The 17,388-nt window shown below is 71.7% G+C and carries 18 protein-coding genes and 2 pseudogenes; 12 read left to right on the top strand and 8 right to left on the bottom strand.

Features of this window, described 5'->3' with window-relative positions; genetic code table 11:
• Positions 1–3: 3 nt before the first annotated feature.
• A complete protein-coding gene (locus OIE75_RS27490; RefSeq protein ID WP_329472390.1) occupies positions 4–294 on the top strand; it encodes an antitoxin in 291 nt (96 codons plus the stop codon).
• Positions 295–404: 110 nt separating this feature from the next.
• Here the strand turns inward: OIE75_RS27490 and OIE75_RS27485 are convergent, their stop codons facing one another.
• From OIE75_RS27485 to OIE75_RS27470, 4 genes are all read right to left on the bottom strand, one after another.
• Positions 405–1,127, bottom strand: coding sequence for a class III extradiol dioxygenase subunit B-like domain-containing protein (locus OIE75_RS27485; RefSeq protein ID WP_307015448.1), 723 nt, complete (start codon positions 1,125–1,127; stop codon positions 405–407).
• A gap of 49 nt (positions 1,128–1,176) precedes the next feature.
• On the bottom strand, positions 1,177–2,694 hold the full coding sequence (gene miaB / locus OIE75_RS27480; RefSeq protein ID WP_307015447.1) for a tRNA (N6-isopentenyl adenosine(37)-C2)-methylthiotransferase MiaB: 1,518 nt from the start codon (positions 2,692–2,694) through the stop codon (positions 1,177–1,179).
• 67 nt (positions 2,695–2,761) lie between these two features.
• A complete protein-coding gene (locus OIE75_RS27475; protein ID WP_307015446.1) occupies positions 2,762–3,421 on the bottom strand; it encodes a response regulator in 660 nt (219 codons plus the stop codon).
• Positions 3,421–4,491 (bottom strand): sensor histidine kinase, encoded by a 1,071-nt coding sequence (locus OIE75_RS27470; RefSeq protein ID WP_307015445.1) that lies wholly within the window; start codon positions 4,489–4,491, stop codon positions 3,421–3,423. The genes OIE75_RS27475 and OIE75_RS27470 overlap by 1 nt, the downstream gene beginning before the upstream one ends.
• Before the next feature lie 102 nt (positions 4,492–4,593).
• Between OIE75_RS27470 and OIE75_RS27465 the strand changes: the two genes are divergently transcribed.
• On the top strand, positions 4,594–5,079 hold the full coding sequence (locus OIE75_RS27465; protein WP_329472387.1) for a cation:proton antiporter regulatory subunit: 486 nt from the start codon (positions 4,594–4,596) through the stop codon (positions 5,077–5,079).
• Positions 5,080–5,083: 4 nt separating this feature from the next.
• On the top strand, positions 5,084–6,322 hold the full coding sequence (locus OIE75_RS27460; protein ID WP_307015443.1) for a cation:proton antiporter: 1,239 nt from the start codon (positions 5,084–5,086) through the stop codon (positions 6,320–6,322).
• A gap of 8 nt (positions 6,323–6,330) precedes the next feature.
• On the opposite strand, the pseudogene OIE75_RS27455 reads toward OIE75_RS27460, so the two are convergent.
• A pseudogene (locus tag OIE75_RS27455) lies at positions 6,331–6,812 on the bottom strand (hypothetical protein).
• A gap of 105 nt (positions 6,813–6,917) precedes the next feature.
• Here OIE75_RS27455 and OIE75_RS27450 point away from each other — a divergent pair.
• Entirely contained in the window at positions 6,918–7,913 is a 996-nt protein-coding gene (locus tag OIE75_RS27450; RefSeq protein ID WP_307015442.1) for a TAXI family TRAP transporter solute-binding subunit, read from the top strand.
• Between the two features lie 12 nt (positions 7,914–7,925).
• Here OIE75_RS27450 and OIE75_RS27445 read toward each other — a convergent pair whose 3' ends face one another.
• Positions 7,926–9,371 (bottom strand): HAMP domain-containing sensor histidine kinase, encoded by a 1,446-nt coding sequence (locus OIE75_RS27445; RefSeq protein ID WP_329472386.1) that lies wholly within the window; start codon positions 9,369–9,371, stop codon positions 7,926–7,928.
• A 9-nt stretch (positions 9,372–9,380) separates the two neighbouring features.
• Complete coding sequence (locus OIE75_RS27440) at positions 9,381–10,067, bottom strand: response regulator transcription factor (protein WP_329472385.1); 687 nt, start codon at positions 10,065–10,067, stop codon at positions 9,381–9,383.
• 296 nt (positions 10,068–10,363) lie between these two features.
• Between OIE75_RS27440 and OIE75_RS27435 the strand changes: the two genes are divergently transcribed.
• From OIE75_RS27435 to OIE75_RS27400, 8 genes are all read left to right on the top strand, one after another.
• On the top strand, positions 10,364–11,140 hold the full coding sequence (locus OIE75_RS27435) for an amino acid ABC transporter ATP-binding protein (protein WP_122618525.1): 777 nt from the start codon (positions 10,364–10,366) through the stop codon (positions 11,138–11,140).
• Between the two features lie 59 nt (positions 11,141–11,199).
• Complete coding sequence (locus OIE75_RS27430) at positions 11,200–12,036, top strand: glutamate ABC transporter substrate-binding protein (protein ID WP_307015439.1); 837 nt, start codon at positions 11,200–11,202, stop codon at positions 12,034–12,036.
• 85 nt (positions 12,037–12,121) lie between these two features.
• Positions 12,122–12,787, top strand: a complete 666-nt coding sequence (locus tag OIE75_RS27425) for an amino acid ABC transporter permease (protein ID WP_307015438.1) — start codon at positions 12,122–12,124, stop codon at positions 12,785–12,787.
• On the top strand, positions 12,784–13,671 hold the full coding sequence (locus OIE75_RS27420; protein WP_307015437.1) for an amino acid ABC transporter permease: 888 nt from the start codon (positions 12,784–12,786) through the stop codon (positions 13,669–13,671). Before OIE75_RS27425 ends, OIE75_RS27420 begins: the two co-directional genes overlap by 4 nt.
• A gap of 184 nt (positions 13,672–13,855) precedes the next feature.
• Positions 13,856–15,481 (top strand): FAD-dependent monooxygenase, encoded by a 1,626-nt coding sequence (locus OIE75_RS27415; RefSeq protein WP_329474068.1) that lies wholly within the window; start codon positions 13,856–13,858, stop codon positions 15,479–15,481.
• 69 nt (positions 15,482–15,550) lie between these two features.
• Complete coding sequence (locus OIE75_RS27410) at positions 15,551–15,637, top strand: putative leader peptide (protein WP_309546919.1); 87 nt, start codon at positions 15,551–15,553, stop codon at positions 15,635–15,637.
• A gap of 79 nt (positions 15,638–15,716) precedes the next feature.
• Complete coding sequence (locus tag OIE75_RS27405; RefSeq protein ID WP_329472381.1) at positions 15,717–16,256, top strand: cysteine dioxygenase; 540 nt, start codon at positions 15,717–15,719, stop codon at positions 16,254–16,256.
• Positions 16,253–16,651 carry a rhodanese-like domain-containing protein gene (locus OIE75_RS27400; protein WP_329472379.1) on the top strand — a complete coding sequence of 133 codons (399 nt, stop codon included), beginning with the start codon at positions 16,253–16,255 and terminating at the stop codon, positions 16,649–16,651. Before OIE75_RS27405 ends, OIE75_RS27400 begins: the two co-directional genes overlap by 4 nt.
• On the opposite strand, the pseudogene OIE75_RS27395 reads toward OIE75_RS27400, so the two are convergent.
• Positions 16,645–17,387: pseudogene (locus tag OIE75_RS27395) on the bottom strand (sugar ABC transporter substrate-binding protein). The gene OIE75_RS27400 and the pseudogene OIE75_RS27395 overlap by 7 nt on opposite strands.
• Between the last annotated feature and the right edge of the window lies 1 nt (position 17,388).

The following is a 17,388-nucleotide window of genomic DNA, read 5'->3' as shown; positions in this document are numbered from 1 at the left end:
ACCATGGGTCTCCTGGACAACTTGAAGGCCAGACTCGGACCGGCGAAGGGCAAGGTCTCCGACCTCGCGCAGCAGCACGAGGACAAGATCGATCGCGGCCTCGACAAGATGGCGCGGACCGTCGACGAGAAGACCAAGGGCAAGTACAGCGACCGGATCCAGACCGGCACGGGCAAGGCCAAGGGTGCCGTGGACCGTCTCGCTCACAAGGACGAGGGAACGGGCGGAGGCGGCGGTACGCCGGGCAGCACCCCGGGCGGTCCTCCGCCGGCCGGACCCCCTCCGGCCTCCTGACCCGTCACACCGGCGGGGTCACCCCCGCGTCGGCGGACGGTCACGGAGCGGATCAGCGCCTCGGCTGACCGGCTCCGTGGCCGTCCGCCGACGCGCTGCCTCGACTACGACTACGACCACGCGGCCGCGACGTACCCCACCCCGTACGGAGCGTCCTCGTACAGCAGCGTGCCCGACAGTCCCGTTCCCCCGGCCGCGCCCGCGAGGACCTGCCAGGGGGCCCGGCCGGACACCTTCAGCCGACGGGCGAGGGAGACGTCCAGCCCGGCGAGGGCGGTCACGTCCGCCGTGCCCAGCGCGCGCCCCGCCGCCGCGTCGAAGGGCGCCGCCCGCTCGTCGAGGTAGCCCGGCGCCTTGAGCGTGCGGCACGCACTGGCGTCGCCCAGCACCAGCAGCGCCATCCGCCCGGCCCGCCCGGCGAGGTCCCGGCCGACGGCGGCGCACCGCTCGGCGGGAAGGTCCTCCCCCACCCCGACGCCCTCGACGGGCGCGTGGGACCAGCCGGTACGCGCGAGCAGCCAGGCCCCGACGGCGAAGCCGTACGGCAGTTCGCTCCCGGCCGCCGGCGTGGCCGCCCCGGTGTCCGGGCCCAGCCGCACGTCCAGGTCCACGCCGAAGCCGCGGAACGAGCCCGGCGTCCCCTGCGGGTAGATCTCCGGCCCGGCCGAGTCCGCGGGTCCGACCACCACGAGCCGGTCGGGCCGGGCGGCGGCAAGCACGCCCAGCGCGTCCGTGCACGCCGCGCGGGCGGCGTCCAGCTCGGGTGCGGCGCCCGCGGCGACCTCCGGGACGAGGAGCGGCGGGCAGGGGCAGACGGCGGCGGCGACAAGCATGATCGGCAGCGTAACCCCGCGCCCCGCCCGGGGTCGCACTCCCCCGCGATCAGTCGCAGCCGCAGCCGCTCGCCACCGCCGGCTGGGGCTCGGGCACGCCGATCTTCGGCAGGCCGAGCATCACGCCCGCGGGCTTGGCCTGGTCGGCCGCGTTGCGCTTCTCCCAGGCGTCGCCCGCGCGGGTGCGCCGCACGTCGAGGACCGCGCCCTCGGCGAGGAGGTGGTGGGGGGCGGCGTAGGTGATCTCGACCGTCACCACGTCGCCCGGCCGGACCTCCTGGCCGGGCTTGGTGAAGTGCACCAGGCGGTTGTCGGGGGCGCGGCCGGAGAGGCGGTGGGTGGTGCCGTCCTTTCGGCCCTCGCCCTCGGCGACCATCAGCTCCAGGGTGCGGCCGACCTGCTTCTTGTTCTCCTCCCAGGAGATCTCCTCCTGGAGGGCGACGAGGCGCTCGTAGCGCTCCTGGACGACCGCCTTGGGGATCTGGCCGTCCATCTCGGCGGCCGGGGTGCCGGGCCGCTTGGAGTACTGGAAGGTGTACGCCTGGGCGAACCGGGCCTCGCGCACCACGTGCAGGGTCTGCTCGAAGTCCTCTTCGGTCTCGCCGGGGAAGCCCACGATGATGTCGGTGGTGATCGCCGCGTGCGGGATGGCGGCCCGCACCTTCTCGATGATCCCCAGGTAGCGCTCCTGCCGATACGAGCGGCGCATCGCCTTCAGCACCGGGTCGGAGCCGGACTGGAGCGGCATGTGCAGCTGCGGCATGGCGTTCGGCGTCTCGGCCATGGCGGCGATCACGTCGTCGGTGAAGTCGCGCGGGTGCGGGGAGGTGAAGCGGACGCGCTCCAGGCCGTCGATGCTCCCGCAGGCGCGCAGCAGCTTGCTGAACGCCTCGCGGTCGCCGATGTCGGAGCCGTAGGCGTTGACGTTCTGCCCGAGGAGGGTGATTTCCGAGACGCCCTCGGCGACCAGGGCCTCGACCTCGGCGAGGATGTCGCCGGGACGGCGGTCCTTCTCCTTGCCGCGCAGCGCCGGGACGATGCAGAAGGTACAGGTGTTGTTGCAGCCGACGGAGATGGAGACCCAGGCCGCGTAGGCGCTCTCGCGCCGGGTCGGCAGCGTGGACGGGAACGCCTCCAGGGACTCGGCGATCTCGACCTGCGCCTCCTCCTGCACGCGGGCGCGCTCCAGCAGGACCGGGAGCTTGCCGATGTTGTGCGTGCCGAAGACGACGTCCACCCAGGGGGCGCGCTTGACGATGGTGTCGCGGTCCTTCTGCGCGAGGCAGCCGCCGACCGCGATCTGCATCCCGGGGCGGCTCGCCTTCTTCGGGGCGAGGTGGCCGAGGTTGCCGTACAGCTTGTTGTCGGCGTTCTCCCGGACGGCGCAGGTGTTGAAGACGACGACGTCCGCGTCGCCGTCGGTGCCCTCGGCGGCGCGGACGTACCCGGCGTCCTCCAGCAGGCCGGACAATCGCTCGGAGTCGTGGACGTTCATCTGGCACCCGTAGGTGCGTACTTCGTAGGTGCGCGTGCCGCCCACTGTCTGGCTCCGGTCGATGCTGCTCATGGCAATAAGGGTAGGCGGTCGGCGGCGATGGCCCGGGCCGCCTGTGGACAACCCGGATCGGGGCTGGTCAGGGCTCGATCAGGCCCGCGCGGATCGCGTACCGGGTCAGCTCCAGGCGATCGCGTACGCCCAGCTTCTGCAGGAGGTTGGCGCGGTGGCGTTCGACGGTCTTGGCGCTGATGAAGAGCAGTTCGCCGATCTCCTTGGAGGTGTGTCCCTCGGCGACGAGCTTGAGGATCTCCTCCTCGCGTTCCGTGATGGGCCGCTCCGGCAGGTCGCCGCCCCGGTCCATGCGGTCCAGGTAGGACCGGACGAGGGCCCGTTCGGCGCCGGGGTAGATGAACGGTTCGTCGCGCACGGCGGCCCGGCACGCCTCGACCAGGTCGCGGTCGGCGACGGACTTGAGGACGTATCCGCAGGCACCGGCCTTGAGGGCCTCGAAGAAGTACTGCTCGTTGTCGTACATGGTCAGGATCAGGATGCGCAGCCCGGGAAGCCGTCGGGAGAGTTCGCGGGCCGCTTGGAGGCCGGTCATGCGGGGCATCGCGACGTCCAGGACGGCCAGGTCGACCTCGGTGGCCCGGGCCGCCGCGACCGCCTCGGCACCGTCACCGGCCTCGGCGACCACCGTGAGGTCGGGTTCGCCGTCCAGGATGAGGCGTACCCCGCGCCGGACGAGGGTGTGGTCGTCGGCGAGCAGGACGCGGATCGGGGGCCGTGCGGACATCAGGGGCTGTCTCCGGTTCGGTCTGCGGAACGCTCCCCGGGCGGGGCGGGGACGCGCAGGCGTACGTCGGTGCCCCCTGCGGGGGCGGGTTCGAAGTGGATCTCGGCTCCGATCAGCAGGGCCCGCTCACGCATCCCCCGGATCCCGGCGCCCTCGGCGGCCGTGCCGAGACCGGTGCCGTTGTCGCGGACGAGCAGTTCGACACCGCCGGCCAGCGGACGCAGGCTGAGCGCGGCGTGGTCGGCGGCGGCGTGCCGGGCGGTGTTGGTCAGGCCCTCCTGGGCGACCCGGTAGAGCACCAGTTCCGCCTCCGGGGCAAGCGGGGGCAGGTCGCCGGGGACGTGGTGCTCGACGGAGAGCCCGTGGTGGGTGAACTCGGCGGCGAGGGAGCGCAGCGCGCTGGGCAGGCCGAGTTCCTCCAGGACGCCGGGGCGCAGTCGGCGGGCGATGCGGCGGATCTCGTCGAGGCCTGACCGGGTGGCCTCCTGCGCCAGCGACACCTCTTCGCGCAGCTCGCCGGGGACCCGGTCGGCGACCCGCTTGAGCTGGAGGAGGACGGCGGTGAGGGTCTGGCCGACCTCGTCGTGCAGTTCGCGGGCGATGCGGTGGCGTTCTCGCTCCTGGGCCTGGAGCGCGCGGCCGGCGCCGGCCGCCCGTTCGGCCTGGAGCCGGTCCAGCATCGTGTTGTACGTGGCGATCAGCTGGGCCGCCTCCGCCGGCCCGGCGACCGCCGGGCGGGCGCCGGGCACCAGCAGGTCGGCGGTGGCCATGGCGCGGCCGAGCCGGTGCAGGGGGTTCAGGCCGATGCGCAGGACGACCGCGTTCCCGGCGAGCAGTGCCGCGAGGCCCACGAGCAGGATCAGAGCCTCGCCGGGCAGGACCGGCGTCGAGACGGTGAGCGGTCCCAGGAGCAGGGCGGTGGCGACGAACAGGCCCGCGGCGTTGAGCGAGAAGATCCGCCAGAAGAGCGACACGGTCCTCTTTCCGCTCCTCCCGGCTTCCGCGCACGACACCGCCGCGGCCAGTCTGCGCGCCCGCGACCGGCTGCGTATATCCGTCACGACACCCATATCGCCACCGTACGTGCGGATGACAGCATGGCGGGGCCGTGAGCACGTCACGTACGTGCGGGAAGTGCGGCAAAGGAAGCAAGACGAATGAGGGGACAGCTCGTGTCAGCACCACGTCTGAGGGCGACGCCGCTGCCGGGTATCGGGGTCCAGTACGACCTGGTGACCCGGGAACACCGCCACCTGTCGGTGGTGGCACACCGCGACGGCGCCCGCACGGTGAACGTCTACCGGGCCGACGACCCCGATTCGTGCGCCCACTCGCTGCGGCTGAGCGGTCCCGAGGCGGGCGCGCTGATCGACGCGCTGAAGCCCTCGCACCACAGCGCCAACCTGCTCTACACCACGGACCTGGGCCTGGTCGCCGAGCGGATCGAGGTGTCCGCCACCTCCCGCTGGAACGGGCGGCTGCTGGGTGAGACGTCCATGCGGACCGAGACCGGCGCGTCGATCGTGGCCGTGCTGCGCCGGGCCGAGGCGATCCCCTCCCCGGCGCCGGACTTCCGGCTCGTGGGTGGTGACACCTTGATCGTCATCGGCACCCGTGAGGGCGTCGACGCCGCCGCGGCGATACTCGGGCAGGAGTGAGCCGGTGCACTCCGCGGTCCTCCTGATCGAGTTCGGTTCCATCATCCTGGGGCTGGGGCTGCTCGGCCGGTTCGCCGGGCGCTACCGGCTCTCCCCCATCCCGCTGTACCTGCTGGCCGGTCTGGCCTTCGGCGAGGGCGGGCTGCTCCCGCTCGGCGCGAGCGAGGAGTTCGTCGCCATCGGCGCCGAGATCGGTGTCATCCTCCTGCTGCTGATGCTGGGCCTGGAGTACACGGCCAGCGACCTCGTCACGAACCTCAAGTCCCACTATCCGGCCGGCCTCGTCGACTGCGCGCTCAACGCGGTGCCGGGTGCGGTCGCCGCGCTGCTGCTGGGCTGGGGCCCGGTGGCGGCCGTCGTCCTCGCCGGCGTCACGTGGATCTCGTCGTCCGGTGTCATCGCCAAGGTGCTGGGCGATCTGGGCCGGGTCGGCAACCGCGAGACGCCGGTGATCCTCAGCGTGCTGGTCCTGGAGGACCTGGCGATGGCGGTGTACCTGCCGATCGTCACCGCGCTGGTCGCCGGTGCCGGGCTGATGACCGGCAGCATCACGCTGGCGGTCGCGCTGGCCGCGGCGGGGCTGGTGCTCTTCGTGGCGCTGCGCTACGGCCGGCTCATCTCGCGGTTCGTCTCCAGCGACGACCCGGAGAAGCTGCTGCTGGTGGTGCTCGGCCTGACGATCCTGGTCGCGGGTGTGGCGCAGCAGCTCCAGGTGTCGGCCGCGGTGGGCGCCTTCCTGGTGGGGATCGCGCTGTCCGGGGAGGTCGCGGAGGGCGCGCACACGCTGCTGAGCCCGCTGCGGGACCTGTTCGCCGCCGTGTTCTTCGTCTTCTTCGGCCTGCACACGGACCCGGCCAGCATTCCGCCGGTCCTGCTGCCGGCCCTCGCGCTGGCCCTGCTCACGGCGGTGACGAAGATCGCCACCGGGTACTGGGCGGCACGGCGCGCCGGGATCTCCGTCAAGGGCCGCTGGCGTGCGGGCGGGGCGCTGGTGGCGCGCGGCGAGTTCTCGATCGTCATCGCCGGTCTCGCGGTCTCGGCCGGCATCGAGCCGTCCCTGGGCCCGCTGGCCACGGCCTACGTCCTCATCCTGGTCGTCCTCGGCCCCCTCACGGCCCGCTTCACCGAGCCGCTGGGGATGCGCCTGTTCGGCCGCCGTGACCGTCCCGACCACCCGGGTGGCGGCGCCCCCGACGGGGCGTCCCGGGCGACTACGGGGGCGGAGGCGACGGTCGGCGACTGACGGCGGGGTCAGCCGCGCGGGGGCTCGGCCATGTCCGGCGTCTGCAGTGTCTGCGGTCTCTGCGGTGTCCCCGCCGCGTCCGGCGTCCGTGGCGCCCACCCCTGGCGGCGCAGGACGGCGGAGACGTCCGGTGCCTCGTAGTGGTCGTCCTTGAGGACCTTGCCGTCGGCGCGACGGCTGACGCTGCCGTCGGGGCCGAGCTTGGTCATGTCGGAGCGGTGGATCTCGGCGATCACCTCGTCCAGGTCGATGCCGTGGACGAGGGCCGTGCCGTGCCGTAGGCGACGTACACGACGTCGGCCAGTTCGTGCGCGAGCCGGTCGAGCGGACCCGTCACCGACACCTCCGCGGCCTCGGCGGCCTCCTCGGCGAGCAGCTCACCTCTGTGCGCGGCCAGGCCGGGCGAGACCTCGGTCGGGATGCTGCGGGCGTCCAGCCCGAAGGCGAGGTGGAAGGCGCGGACCAGGTCGGCGGGCGAGGTGTCGCTCATGCCGAGGACTCTGGCGACCGCCACCGGCAACGGTCCCGCGCTCTCGGGGCCGCGGTGTGAGCTCGGCCCTGGTCAGTGCCGGTGCGGGCTGGCAGGATCGGCCCCATGTCCACGCTGCTCTCCCGTATCGGCAGGCGCCGGGCCGCCCAGGGCGCGGTCGCCGGTGCCGTCGTGCTCGGGCTGCTGCTGTGGTGGCTGCTGCCGCTGGGTGAGAAGCCGCCGGGCGGGAGCATCACGTTCAGCACGGGCACCCGCGCGGGCGTCTACCAGAGGTACGGCGAGCTGCTGCGCTCCGAGCTGCGCAAGGACATGCCGGGTCTGGACGTACGGCTGATGACCAGCGCGGGCTCGCAGGAGAACGTCGAGCGGGTCGCGTCCGGGGAGGCCGACTTCACGATCGCCGCGGCCGACGCGGTGGAGACGTACAAGCTGGCCGGCCGTCCCGGGGCCGAGGCACTGCGGGGGGTCACCCGCCTCTACGACGACTACGTGCAGCTCGTGGTACCGACCGACTCGGACATCCAGTCGGTCGCCGACCTGCGGGGCAAGCGGGTCGCGATAGGGCTGCCCAACTCGGGCGTACGGCTGATCGCCACGCGGCTCCTGAAGGCCGTCGGCATCGATCCGGAGACGGACATCACGCCCCGCGCGGACGGCATCGACACCGGCCCCGGGCGGCTCGGCGACGAACTGGACGCCTTCTTCTGGTCGGGCGGCGTGCCGACCGACGGGCTCAGGCAGATCGCGGAGACGTCCGCCTTCCGGTTCGTGCCGATCGGCGACGACCTCGTGACCGAGCTGCACGAGTCGGGCGGCGCGACCCGCTACTACCGCACCACCAACATGCCGGAGTCGGCCTACCCCACCGTCCAGAACGGCGCCGTGGTGCCCACCATGGCGGTGTCCAACCTGCTGGTGACCCGCGCGGACGTCGATCCGCGGCTCACCGAGTGGCTGACCCGGACCGTGCTGGACAGCCGCGACGGCATCGGGGCGCACGTCCACTCCGCGCAGCTGGTGGATCTGCGTACCGCCATCTACACCGACCCGCTGGAGCTGCACGAGGGCGCCCGGCGCTACTACCGGTCGGTCAAGCCGTAGGCGCCCTGCCGTCTACCGGCCACCGGAGCCGTAGGGCCGCTCGGGCTCCTTGAGCACCGTGCCCGTCCTCGGCACCGTGACGGTCACTACCAGACCGTGCGGCGAGTGGTGGCCGAAGGAGATCGAACCGTCGCCCGCCGCGAGCAGCGCCCGGCAGATGGACAGACCGAGCCCCGAGCCCTTGATGTTCTGGTGCCGGCCGCTGCGCCAGAAACGGTCGCCCACGCGCGCGAGCTCCTCGTCGGTGAGCCCGGGGCCGTTGTCGGTGACGACGACGGAGGCGGCGTCCCCGGTGGAGGCCACCTCGACCCGGACGGTCTCCTCCGGCGGCGTGAACTTCACCGCGTTGTCGATGACCGCGTCCAGGGCGCTGGAGAGGGCCACCGGGTCGGCCCAGCCCGTGGTCGGCGGGCACTCCCCCACCAGCCGTACGCCCTTGGCCTCGGCCGTCGGCGCCCAGGCCGCCACCCGCTCGGCGGCCAGCGCGCCGACGTCGGTGACCTTCAGGTCGGCCTGGCTGTGCTCGGCCAGCGCCAGGTCGAGCAGGTCGTCCAGGACCCGGGCCAGGCGTTTGCCCTCGGTCTGGACGGAGGCGATCTCCTCGTTGCCCTCCGGCAGTTCCAGGGCGAGCAGTTCGATACGCAGCAGCAGGGCCGCGAGCGGGTTGCGCAACTGGTGCGAGGCGTCGGCGACGAAGGCGCGCTGCTGCTCCAGCACGTCCTCCACGTGGTCGGCCATCTCGTTGAACGACCCGGCGAGGCGTCTCAGCTCCGGCGGCCCGCCGGCCGGCGCGACCCGGGACTTGAGCCGCCCGGTGGCGATGTCGTGGGTGGTGGCGTCGAGGACCCGCACCGGCTTGAGCACCCAGCCGGTCAGCCGGAGCGCGGCGCCGACGGCGAGCAGCATCGCGGCGATCTCACCGGCGCCGATCACCAGCCAGCCACGCAGGGTGCTCGACCGCATCGAGTCGGTCGGCGACTCCGTCACGACGACCGCGACCACGTCGCCGTCCCGGATGACGGGCGAGGCCACCACCAGTTGTCCGTCCTGCCAGGGCCACACCTGTCGCGGGTCGTGGCTGCGACGGCTCAGCAGCGCCTCGTCGAAGGAGTCGCGTACCTCGCCGGTCTGGGGCAGGAACCAGGTGGTCGGCGCGTTGGCCATCGGGATGTGGTTGCGGTAGAAGACGCCCGCCTTGATGCCGTAGACCTCGTAGTAGCTGGTCAGCTCGGTCTGGAGGGTCTCCAGGCGTTCGTCCGTGCTGGTCGGGCGGGAGCCGCCCGGCGCGTCCTCGGTGACGAACTGGGCGAGCGCGGCGAAGCGTGCGGTGTCGTCTATGCGGTCGATGACGACCTTCTGCTGCTCCGCGCGTGCGACGCTCACGCCGAGCGGAACGCCGAGCGCGAGCAGTACGGCCGCCATCAGGACGATGAGCAGCGGGAGCAGGCGTGTGCTCACCCGGCCCCGCTATCCGGTGGGCGCGACGAGGCGGTAGCCGACGCCGCGGACGGTCTCGATGAGCGCGGGCATGCGCAGCTTGGCGCGCAGGGAGGCGACGTGCACCTCCAGGGTGCGGCCGGTCCCCTCCCAGCTGGTCTGCCAGACCTCGCTGATGATCTGCTCGCGGCGGAACACCACGCCGGGGCGCTGGGCGAGCAGGGCGAGGAGGTCGAACTCCTTGCGGGTGAGCTGGACGGCCGTGCCGTCGACGCTCACCTGGCGGGTCGGCAGCTCGATGCGCAGGGCGCCGTGGCGCACCGCGGTCTCGGTGCTCCCGGTGGCGTCCTCCTGGACGGTGCGCCGGCTGACGGCGTGGATCCGGGCGAGCAGTTCCCCGGTGTCGTACGGCTTGACCACGTAGTCGTCGGCACCGAGGTTGAGGCCGTGGATGCGGGAGCGGACGTCGGAGCGGGCGGTGACCATGATGACCGGGGTGCTGGTGCGCTTGCGGATCTTGCCGCAGACCTCGTAGCCGTCCTGGTCGGGCAGGCCGAGGTCGAGAAGGACGACGCCGAAGCCGTCGACCTCCGGGACGAGCGCCTGGAGCGCCTCCTCGCCGCTGCGCGCGTGGGTGACGTCGAAGCCGTGCCGTGCCAGGATCGCGGACAGGGCGGCGGCCACGTGGTTGTCGTCCTCGACGAGCAGCAGTCTCATCCGGGCTCCCTTCGGTTCATCGGCCGTACGCCCAGGTCGCGTAGAAAGTGCGAAAGACGCGTGCAGGCGCGTGCGCGCCCTGTGCAGTGACGCTGATACAGAGGGACCGCGTCAAGGGGCTTCGGGTTGCGGCCGCTCGAAGTTATCCGGCCGATATGCGCCCTGCTCACAAGTGCTACGACCAGTGTCCGATTGCTATCGGATCGTGATGCTCAGATCTCCCTCAGATGTAGAGACGCGCAGTGGCCCCGGTCACTACTGTCCTCCGAAACCGAGGAGGACGGAGCCCGAGAGCGATGACCGAAGTATCGGTGGCCAAGGAAGACAAGGCCGCGACCGACGAACTGGTCGTCCTGAAGAGTGTCAACAAGCACTTCGGCGCGTTGCACGTGCTCCAGGACATCGACCTGACGATCACCCGCGGCGAAGTTGTCGTGGTCATCGGACCCTCCGGGTCCGGCAAGTCCACCCTGTGCCGCACCATCAACCGTCTGGAGACCATCGACTCGGGGTCGATCGCGATCGACGGCAAGCCGCTTCCCGCGGAGGGCAAGGAACTGGCCAGGCTCCGTGCCGACGTCGGCATGGTCTTCCAGTCCTTCAACCTCTTCGCGCACAAGACGGTGCTGGAGAACGTGACCCTGGGCCAGGTCAAGGTCCGCAAGGTCGACGCCAAGAAGGCCGAGGAGAAGGCCCGCGCGCTGCTCGACCGGGTCGGCGTGGGCGCCCAGGCGGACAAGTACCCCGCTCAGCTCTCCGGCGGTCAGCAGCAGCGCGTCGCCATCGCGCGGGCGCTGGCCATGGACCCGAAGGTCATGCTCTTCGACGAGCCGACGTCGGCTCTCGACCCCGAGATGATCAACGAGGTCCTGGAGGTCATGAAGCAGCTCGCGCGTGACGGCATGACCATGGTCGTGGTCACGCACGAGATGGGCTTCGCCCGCTCGGCGGCCAACCGCGTGGTGTTCATGGCCGACGGCCGCATCGTCGAAGAGGCGACGCCGGACCAGTTCTTCAGCAACCCGCGCAGCGACCGTGCCAAGGACTTCCTGTCGAAGATCCTTCACCACTGAGACCTCGTCTCCCGCGCCTGATCGCCAGATCGTCTGATCACAGCCAAAGGATGTTCACCATGAAGCTTCGCAAGGTCTCCGCCGCCTCGGCCGCCGTGCTCGCCCTCGCCCTGACCGCCACCGCGTGCGGCGGCGACGACAAGGACAGCGGCTCCTCCGGCGGTGACGGCAAGAAGATCACCATCGGCATCAAGTTCGACCAGCCCGGCCTCGGCCAGAAGACCCCGGACGGCTACGCCGGCTTCGACGTGGACGTCGCCACGTACGTCGCCAAGAAGCTCGGCTACACCGAGGACCAGATCGAGTGGAAGGAGTCGAAGAGCGCCGACCGCGAGACCATGCTCCAGCGCGGCGACGTCGACTTCATCGCCGCGACGTACTCGATCACCCCGGAGCGCCAGGAGAAGGTCGACTTCGCCGGGCCGTACCTGCTCGCGCACCAGGACGTGCTCCTTCGCGCCGACGACAGCAAGATCAAGTCGCCTGAGGACCTGAACGACGCCAAGCTCTGCTCGGTCACGGGTTCGACCTCGGCGCAGAACGTCAAGGACAAGCTGGCGCCCAAGGCCCAGCTCCAGCCGTACCCGACCTACTCGGCCTGCCTGCCCGGCCTGCAGAACGGCGCCATCGACGCGCTGACCACCGACGACTCGATCCTCGCCGGTTACGCCGCCCAGTCGCAGTTCAAGGGCAAGTTCAAGCTCGGCGGCTTCAAGCTGACGAACGAGAACTACGGCATCGGCGTCAAGAAGGGCAGCGACCTCAAGGACAAGATCAACACGGCCCTTGAGGAGATGGTCTCCGACAAGTCCTGGGACAAGGCCGTCGAGGACAACTTCGGCCCGGCGAACTACAAGAACGAGCCGGCGCCCAAGATCGGCGACATCAAGAGCTGAGGCCAGAGCCTGACGGGGTGCGCCGCCCCGAGGAGGGGCGGCGCACCGGGGGCGGGCATCCCTACACGCGGAAGCGCGGGAGATCGTGTTCGACTTTGTTAAGGATTACGACCTACTGGGAGCCTTCTGGACGACGGTGCAGCTCGCTGTGCTCTCGGCCGTCGGCTCCCTGATCTGGGGCACCGCACTGGCCGCCATGCGCGTCGGGCCGGTGCCGCTGATGCGCGGCTTCGGGACCGCGTACGTGAACACCGTGCGGAACATCCCGCTGACCGTCATCATCCTGTTCACGTCGCTGGGCCTGAACCAGACGCTGAGTGTCTCCCTCGGCGCGAACGACGTCGAGACGATCAACTTCCGGCTCGCTGTGCTCGGCCTGATCCTCTACACCTCGTCCTTCGTGTGCGAGGCCCTGCGCTCCGGCATCAACACGGTGCCGGTCGGACAGGCGGAGGCGGCACGGGCGATCGGGCTCAGCTTCGGACAGGTGCTGCGCCACGTGGTGCTGCCCCAGGCCTTCCGTTCCTCCGTCGTCCCCATGGCGAACGTACTGATCGCTCTCATCAAGAACACCACGGTGGCTGCCGCCATCGGTGTAGCCGAGGCGGCGCTCCTCATGAAGGAGATGATCGAGAACGAGGCACAGCTGCTGCTGATCTCCGCGGTCATCGCCTTCGGTTTCGTGGTCCTGACCCTGCCGACCGGCCTGTTCCTCGGTTGGCTGGGCAAGAAGGTGGCGGTGAAGCGATGAGTTCCGTTCTCTACGACGCCCAGGGCCCTCGTGCCAAGCGGCGCAACATCGTCTTCACGGCGGTGTTCATAGTCGCCCTCGCGGCCCTGCTGTGGTGGGTGTTCAGCACCCTCGACGAGAAGGGCCAGCTGGAGTGGGCCCTGTGGAAGCCCTTCTTCTCCGGCACCGAGGCCTGGACCACGTACATCTGGCCGGGCCTGGAGAACACCCTCAAGGCCGCCGCCCTCGCGGTGATCATCGCCCTGCCGCTCGGCGCGGTCCTCGGCATCGCCCGGCTCTCGGACCATGTGTGGGTGCGGGTCCCGGCGACGGTAGTGGTCGAGTTCTTCCGGTCCATCCCCGTGCTGGTCCTGATGATCTTCGGCCTCGCCCTGTTCGCCGAGTACACGAACGTCAGCTCGGACGACCGTCCGCTGTACGCCGTGGTCACGGGCCTGGTGCTGTACAACGCCTCCGTCCTCGCGGAGATCGTCCGGGCGGGCATCCTGGCTCTGCCCAAGGGCCAGTCCGAGGCGGCCATGGCGATCGGTCTGCGCAAGGGCCAGGTGATGCGGACCATCCTGCTGCCGCAGGCGGTCACCACGATGCTGCCGGCGATCGTCAGCCAGCTCGTCGTCATCCTGAAGGACACCGCCCTCGGCGGCGCGGTCCTCACCTTCCCCGAGCTGCTCGCCTCGGCCAACACGATGAGCGGCTACTACGGCGCCAACGTGATCGCCAGCTTCACCGTGGTCGCGGTCATCTACATCGCGCTCAACTTCCTCCTCACGAGCTTCGCGAGCTGGCTGGAACGCCGACTGCGGCGGGCCAAGAAGTCGACCGGTGCCGTGCTCAAGGCGGACGACACGGAGGCCGTGGGAACCGGAACCGGCCGCACGACCTGACGCGCGAGGCGGTTGATCACTTCGTACGACCATCACGGAGGCAGTGGCATGATCGCCACTGCCTCCGTCACTTGACGCAAGCAGCGGCAATAGGTTGCATACGTTCTGTGACCGTGCACCCTGCTCCAACGTCCTGTTCACCTACGTCCCCCGGGACACCGCCACGGGCAGGGGGCGCCGCACCGTGGACCCGGTGATCATCACCGGAGCGGGGCCCGTCGGGCTCACGCTCGCCCTGGCGCTGGCGCGGCAGGAGGTGCCCTGCGTCGTCCTCGACGAGGGCCCCGGCAAGGACGAACCCCGCCCCGCCCGCACCGTCGTGCTGCGCCCGGAAGCCGTCGCGCTCGTCGAGCGGCTCACCGGCACACCGCTGGCCGGGCTGGGATCCCGTTGGGCCGGATGGCGGTCCGTGCGGCGCAAGCAGGTGATCCGCGACGTCGAGTTCGGCGAGGACGAGCCCCCGCCGCTGCACATCGCCCAGCACGAGCTGACCGAGGTCCTGCGCACGGCACTCGCCCGCGAGTCCCTGGTCAAGGTGGCGGTGGACAGCCGCCTGGACGGCGTCGAGCAGGAGAAGTCGGGCGTCACCGCGCACACCCGCGGCCCGGCCGGCACCTGGTGGCGCGGCAGTTACCTGGTCGGCTGCGACGGCCCCCGCTCCACCGTCCGCAAGCTCCAGGACATCCGCTTCCCCGGCCGTACGGCGGTGGAACGATACGCCGTCGCCGCGCTGCGCACCGAACTCCCCTGGGCCGACCAGGCGTTGCTGCACCGGATGCCGCCGTGGCGGACGTCCGGCCCGTCGGCCGGCGAGGTCGTGGCCCGCCCCCTGCCGGACGGCGTCTGGCGTCTGGACTGGCTGCTGCCGCCCGGCAAGGACCTGGTCACGCCCGAGCTGCTGGTGAACCGCGTCCGCGAGACCCTGACCGGCTGGTCCGACGGCGCGCCCGCGGCCTACGAGCTGCTCGACACCGGCGTGCACACCGTCCACCACAGGCTGGCCCGGCGCTGGCGGGTGGGCCGCGTGCTCCTCGCCGGGGACGCCGCCCACCTGCTGGGTGCCCTGGGCACACAGGGTTTGGAGGAGGGGTTGCTGGACGCCGACAACCTCGCCTGGAAACTCGCCCTGGCCTGGCATCACGGGCCGCGCGAGGCACTGCTCGACAGCTACCAGACCGAGCGGCGCACGGCGATCGCCGCGCGGCTGCGCGCCGCCGACCAGGTGCTCCCGCTGCTGCGCGGGGGCGGCGGACTGCGGGCGTACGTCCCCGGATCGTCCCGCGGCCACGACACGCTGCTCGCCGACGGTCACCTGGGGCGCGGCGCGCTGGGTGCGCCGGGAACGTACGCCGGCTCGCCCCTCGCCCCCGCGGACCTGGCCGGAGCGGCGGAGGTCGGCACGGCGCCCGGGTCGCCCGTCACCGATGTGCGGGTCACTGCGGAGGACGGCACCTTCGTACAACTGCGCGACCGGCTCGGGCGCGGGGCGCTCCTGGTGGTGCTGATCGCGCCGGGCACGGGAGTGTGGGAGCGCAAGCACTGGGTGACGGCCGGGATCATGCCCCGGCTGGCGGCGGCGGTGACGGCGCTGCCCCACCGGGCCGAGCTGCTGGTCGCCGAGAGCTATCCCGGTGCCGCCGCGCACACGGTGCTGCTGGTGCGGCCGGACGGTCATCTGGTCACGGCCCTGGCCGGGGTGCGCCCGGCCGATCTGTACGCGGCCGCGGAGGCGACGCTGGGCGGGCCGTCGGTCACGGCGGGTGCCGCGGAACAGGAGAGGGGCGCGGGAGCTTCGGCAGGTTCCCGCTGACCGGGCGGTCGTCGTCCGCATGTTGACGGTGAGTTGACCGGTCCGCACCATCATGGTCTACTCCGGATCGTGACCGACACCTGCGTGTGCCTGTGGCGGAGGGTCCATATGGACCTCGTCCGCTATGCGGGCTGCGTGTGTCGGCCGTCCTGCTGAATTCGCTTCCCTCTCCTTCGCGCGCGCCGCGTCCGACGGCTCACCGCGCGCCCCCTCGCGAACTTCCAGGACGGTATCCGTGTCTGTCTCCTCCCCTGCCGCGGCCTCCCGCGCCGCGGCTCCGGCCGCTCCCACGCAGGCCGAACTCCTCGACTTCGCCCGGCGCACCGCCGCCGACGCCGCGCTGATCGCCTCCCTGCCGCTCGACCCCGAGGGCCGCACCTGGGTGCGGCTGGAAGGGCCCGGTGGCAGCGAGGCGTGGCTGATCGGCTGGCCGCCCGGCACGGGCACCGGCTGGCACGACCACGCCGAGTCCGTGGGTGCCTTCGTGACCGCCGCGGGCGAGCTCAAGGAGAACGCGCTCGCCGCCCGCCTGCCCACCGACGGCTGGAAGACCCTGGAACTCGCCGACGACGTGGACCGGGAACGCCGGCTCCCGGCCGGCCGGGGGCGTGCCTTCGGCCGGCACCACGTGCACGAGGTGCTCAATGAGTCGCCCGACCGGCACGCGGTCTCCGTGCACGCCTACTACCCTCCCCTGCCGCAGATCCGCCGCTACAGCCGAGGTGGGCAGACCCTGCGCCTGGAGCAGGTCGAGCGCCCGGAGGACTGGCAGTGAGCGAGCCGACCGGGGTGGACGAGCTGCTGGAGCGGGTGCGCGCCGGGTACCGGCGGATCGCTCCGGACGAGGCGTACGACGCCGCCGAGGCCGGTACGGCGCTGCTGGTGGACATCCGGTACGCCGCCCTGCGGGAGCGGGACGGCGTGATCCCCGGCGCCCTGGTGGTCGAGCGGAACGAGCTGGAGTGGCGGCTGGACCCGCGAGGCAGCCACCGGCTCCCCGAGGCCACGGACCACGACGTGCGGGTCGTCGTGGTGTGCAACGAGGGCTACGCCTCCAGTCTGGCGGCGGAGTCGCTGCACCGGCTCGGACTGCACCGGGCCACCGATCTGGTCGGCGGCTTCCAGGCCTGGCGCGCGGCGGGGCTGCCGGTGACCGCCGCGGTTCAGTAGTCGACGGGGCAGTACAGGAGGGCTGTGTCCGCGTTGCCCTTGGTGACGAGGCGGATCGGCGTGTGCCTCTCGGCCGCCCTGCCGCGCAGCAGGGCGATGGTGTTGCGGACGGCCAGTTCGCCGGTGTTTCCCGCCGAGTTGGAGACCGTCGCGGAGAACCGGCCGTCCTTCAGCGCGGCCAGGGCCTCGTCGGTGCCGTTGACCGTCACGATCCTGACCCGGTCGGCGCCGGCCGCGTCGAAGGCCTCGCGGACGGCGAAGGCCATCTGCTCGTTGGCGACGAAGGCGTAGTGGAGGCCGGGATGGGCCCGGGCCCTCCTGCCGGCGACCTCCCCGGCCGTCCCGGCGTCGAACCTGCCGGGCTGCTCGGCGACGACTTCGGCGTTGTCCGGCAGGGCGTCGGTGAAGCCGCGGACGAGCAGGTCGGAGGCGGCGCCGGGGGCGCCCGCGACGATGCCGACCTGCACGTCCCGGCCGCGTCGTCTGCGACCCAGCGGGCGTCCAGCCGGCCGACGGCCTCCAGGCCGACGACGACCGCTCCCAGGAGGTCGTCCGGATCGGTGCTCACGGGGGTCAGGAGGACGGGGACGTGCGCCTTCCGGGCCTGCTCGACATCCCGCTTCAGCGCGTCCGTGTCGACGGTCCGAAGGATGATCGCGTCGACCTCGCGCTCGATCATGCCGGCGATGTTGGACAGCTCGGTCGCCGCGTCCTGTTCGGAGTTGGCGGTGACCATC

Origin of the sequence: Streptomyces sp. NBC_01723 (genome assembly GCF_036246005.1) — a bacterium.
GTDB lineage: Bacteria > Actinomycetota > Actinomycetes > Streptomycetales > Streptomycetaceae > Streptomyces.
This window is presented reverse-complemented; position numbering and strand designations above follow the sequence as displayed.

Bases quoted from the DNA above. Each gene is read 5' to 3' on its own strand.
- OIE75_RS27490 (WP_329472390.1), top strand. From the start codon at position 4: ATGGGTCTCCTGGACAACTTGAAGGCCAGACTCGGACCGGCGAAGGGC.
- OIE75_RS27485 (WP_307015448.1), bottom strand. From the start codon at position 1,127: ATGCTTGTCGCCGCCGCCGTCTGCCCCTGCCCGCCGCTCCTCGTCCCG.
- miaB (WP_307015447.1), bottom strand. From the start codon at position 2,694: ATGAGCAGCATCGACCGGAGCCAGACAGTGGGCGGCACGCGCACCTAC.
- OIE75_RS27475 (WP_307015446.1), bottom strand. From the start codon at position 3,421: ATGTCCGCACGGCCCCCGATCCGCGTCCTGCTCGCCGACGACCACACC.
- OIE75_RS27470 (WP_307015445.1), bottom strand. From the start codon at position 4,491: ATGGGTGTCGTGACGGATATACGCAGCCGGTCGCGGGCGCGCAGACTG.
- OIE75_RS27450 (WP_307015442.1), top strand. From the start codon at position 6,918: ATGTCCACGCTGCTCTCCCGTATCGGCAGGCGCCGGGCCGCCCAGGGC.
- OIE75_RS27440 (WP_329472385.1), bottom strand. From the start codon at position 10,067: ATGAGACTGCTGCTCGTCGAGGACGACAACCACGTGGCCGCCGCCCTG.
- OIE75_RS27435 (WP_122618525.1), top strand. From the start codon at position 10,364: ATGACCGAAGTATCGGTGGCCAAGGAAGACAAGGCCGCGACCGACGAA.
- OIE75_RS27430 (WP_307015439.1), top strand. From the start codon at position 11,200: ATGAAGCTTCGCAAGGTCTCCGCCGCCTCGGCCGCCGTGCTCGCCCTC.
- OIE75_RS27420 (WP_307015437.1), top strand. From the start codon at position 12,784: ATGAGTTCCGTTCTCTACGACGCCCAGGGCCCTCGTGCCAAGCGGCGC.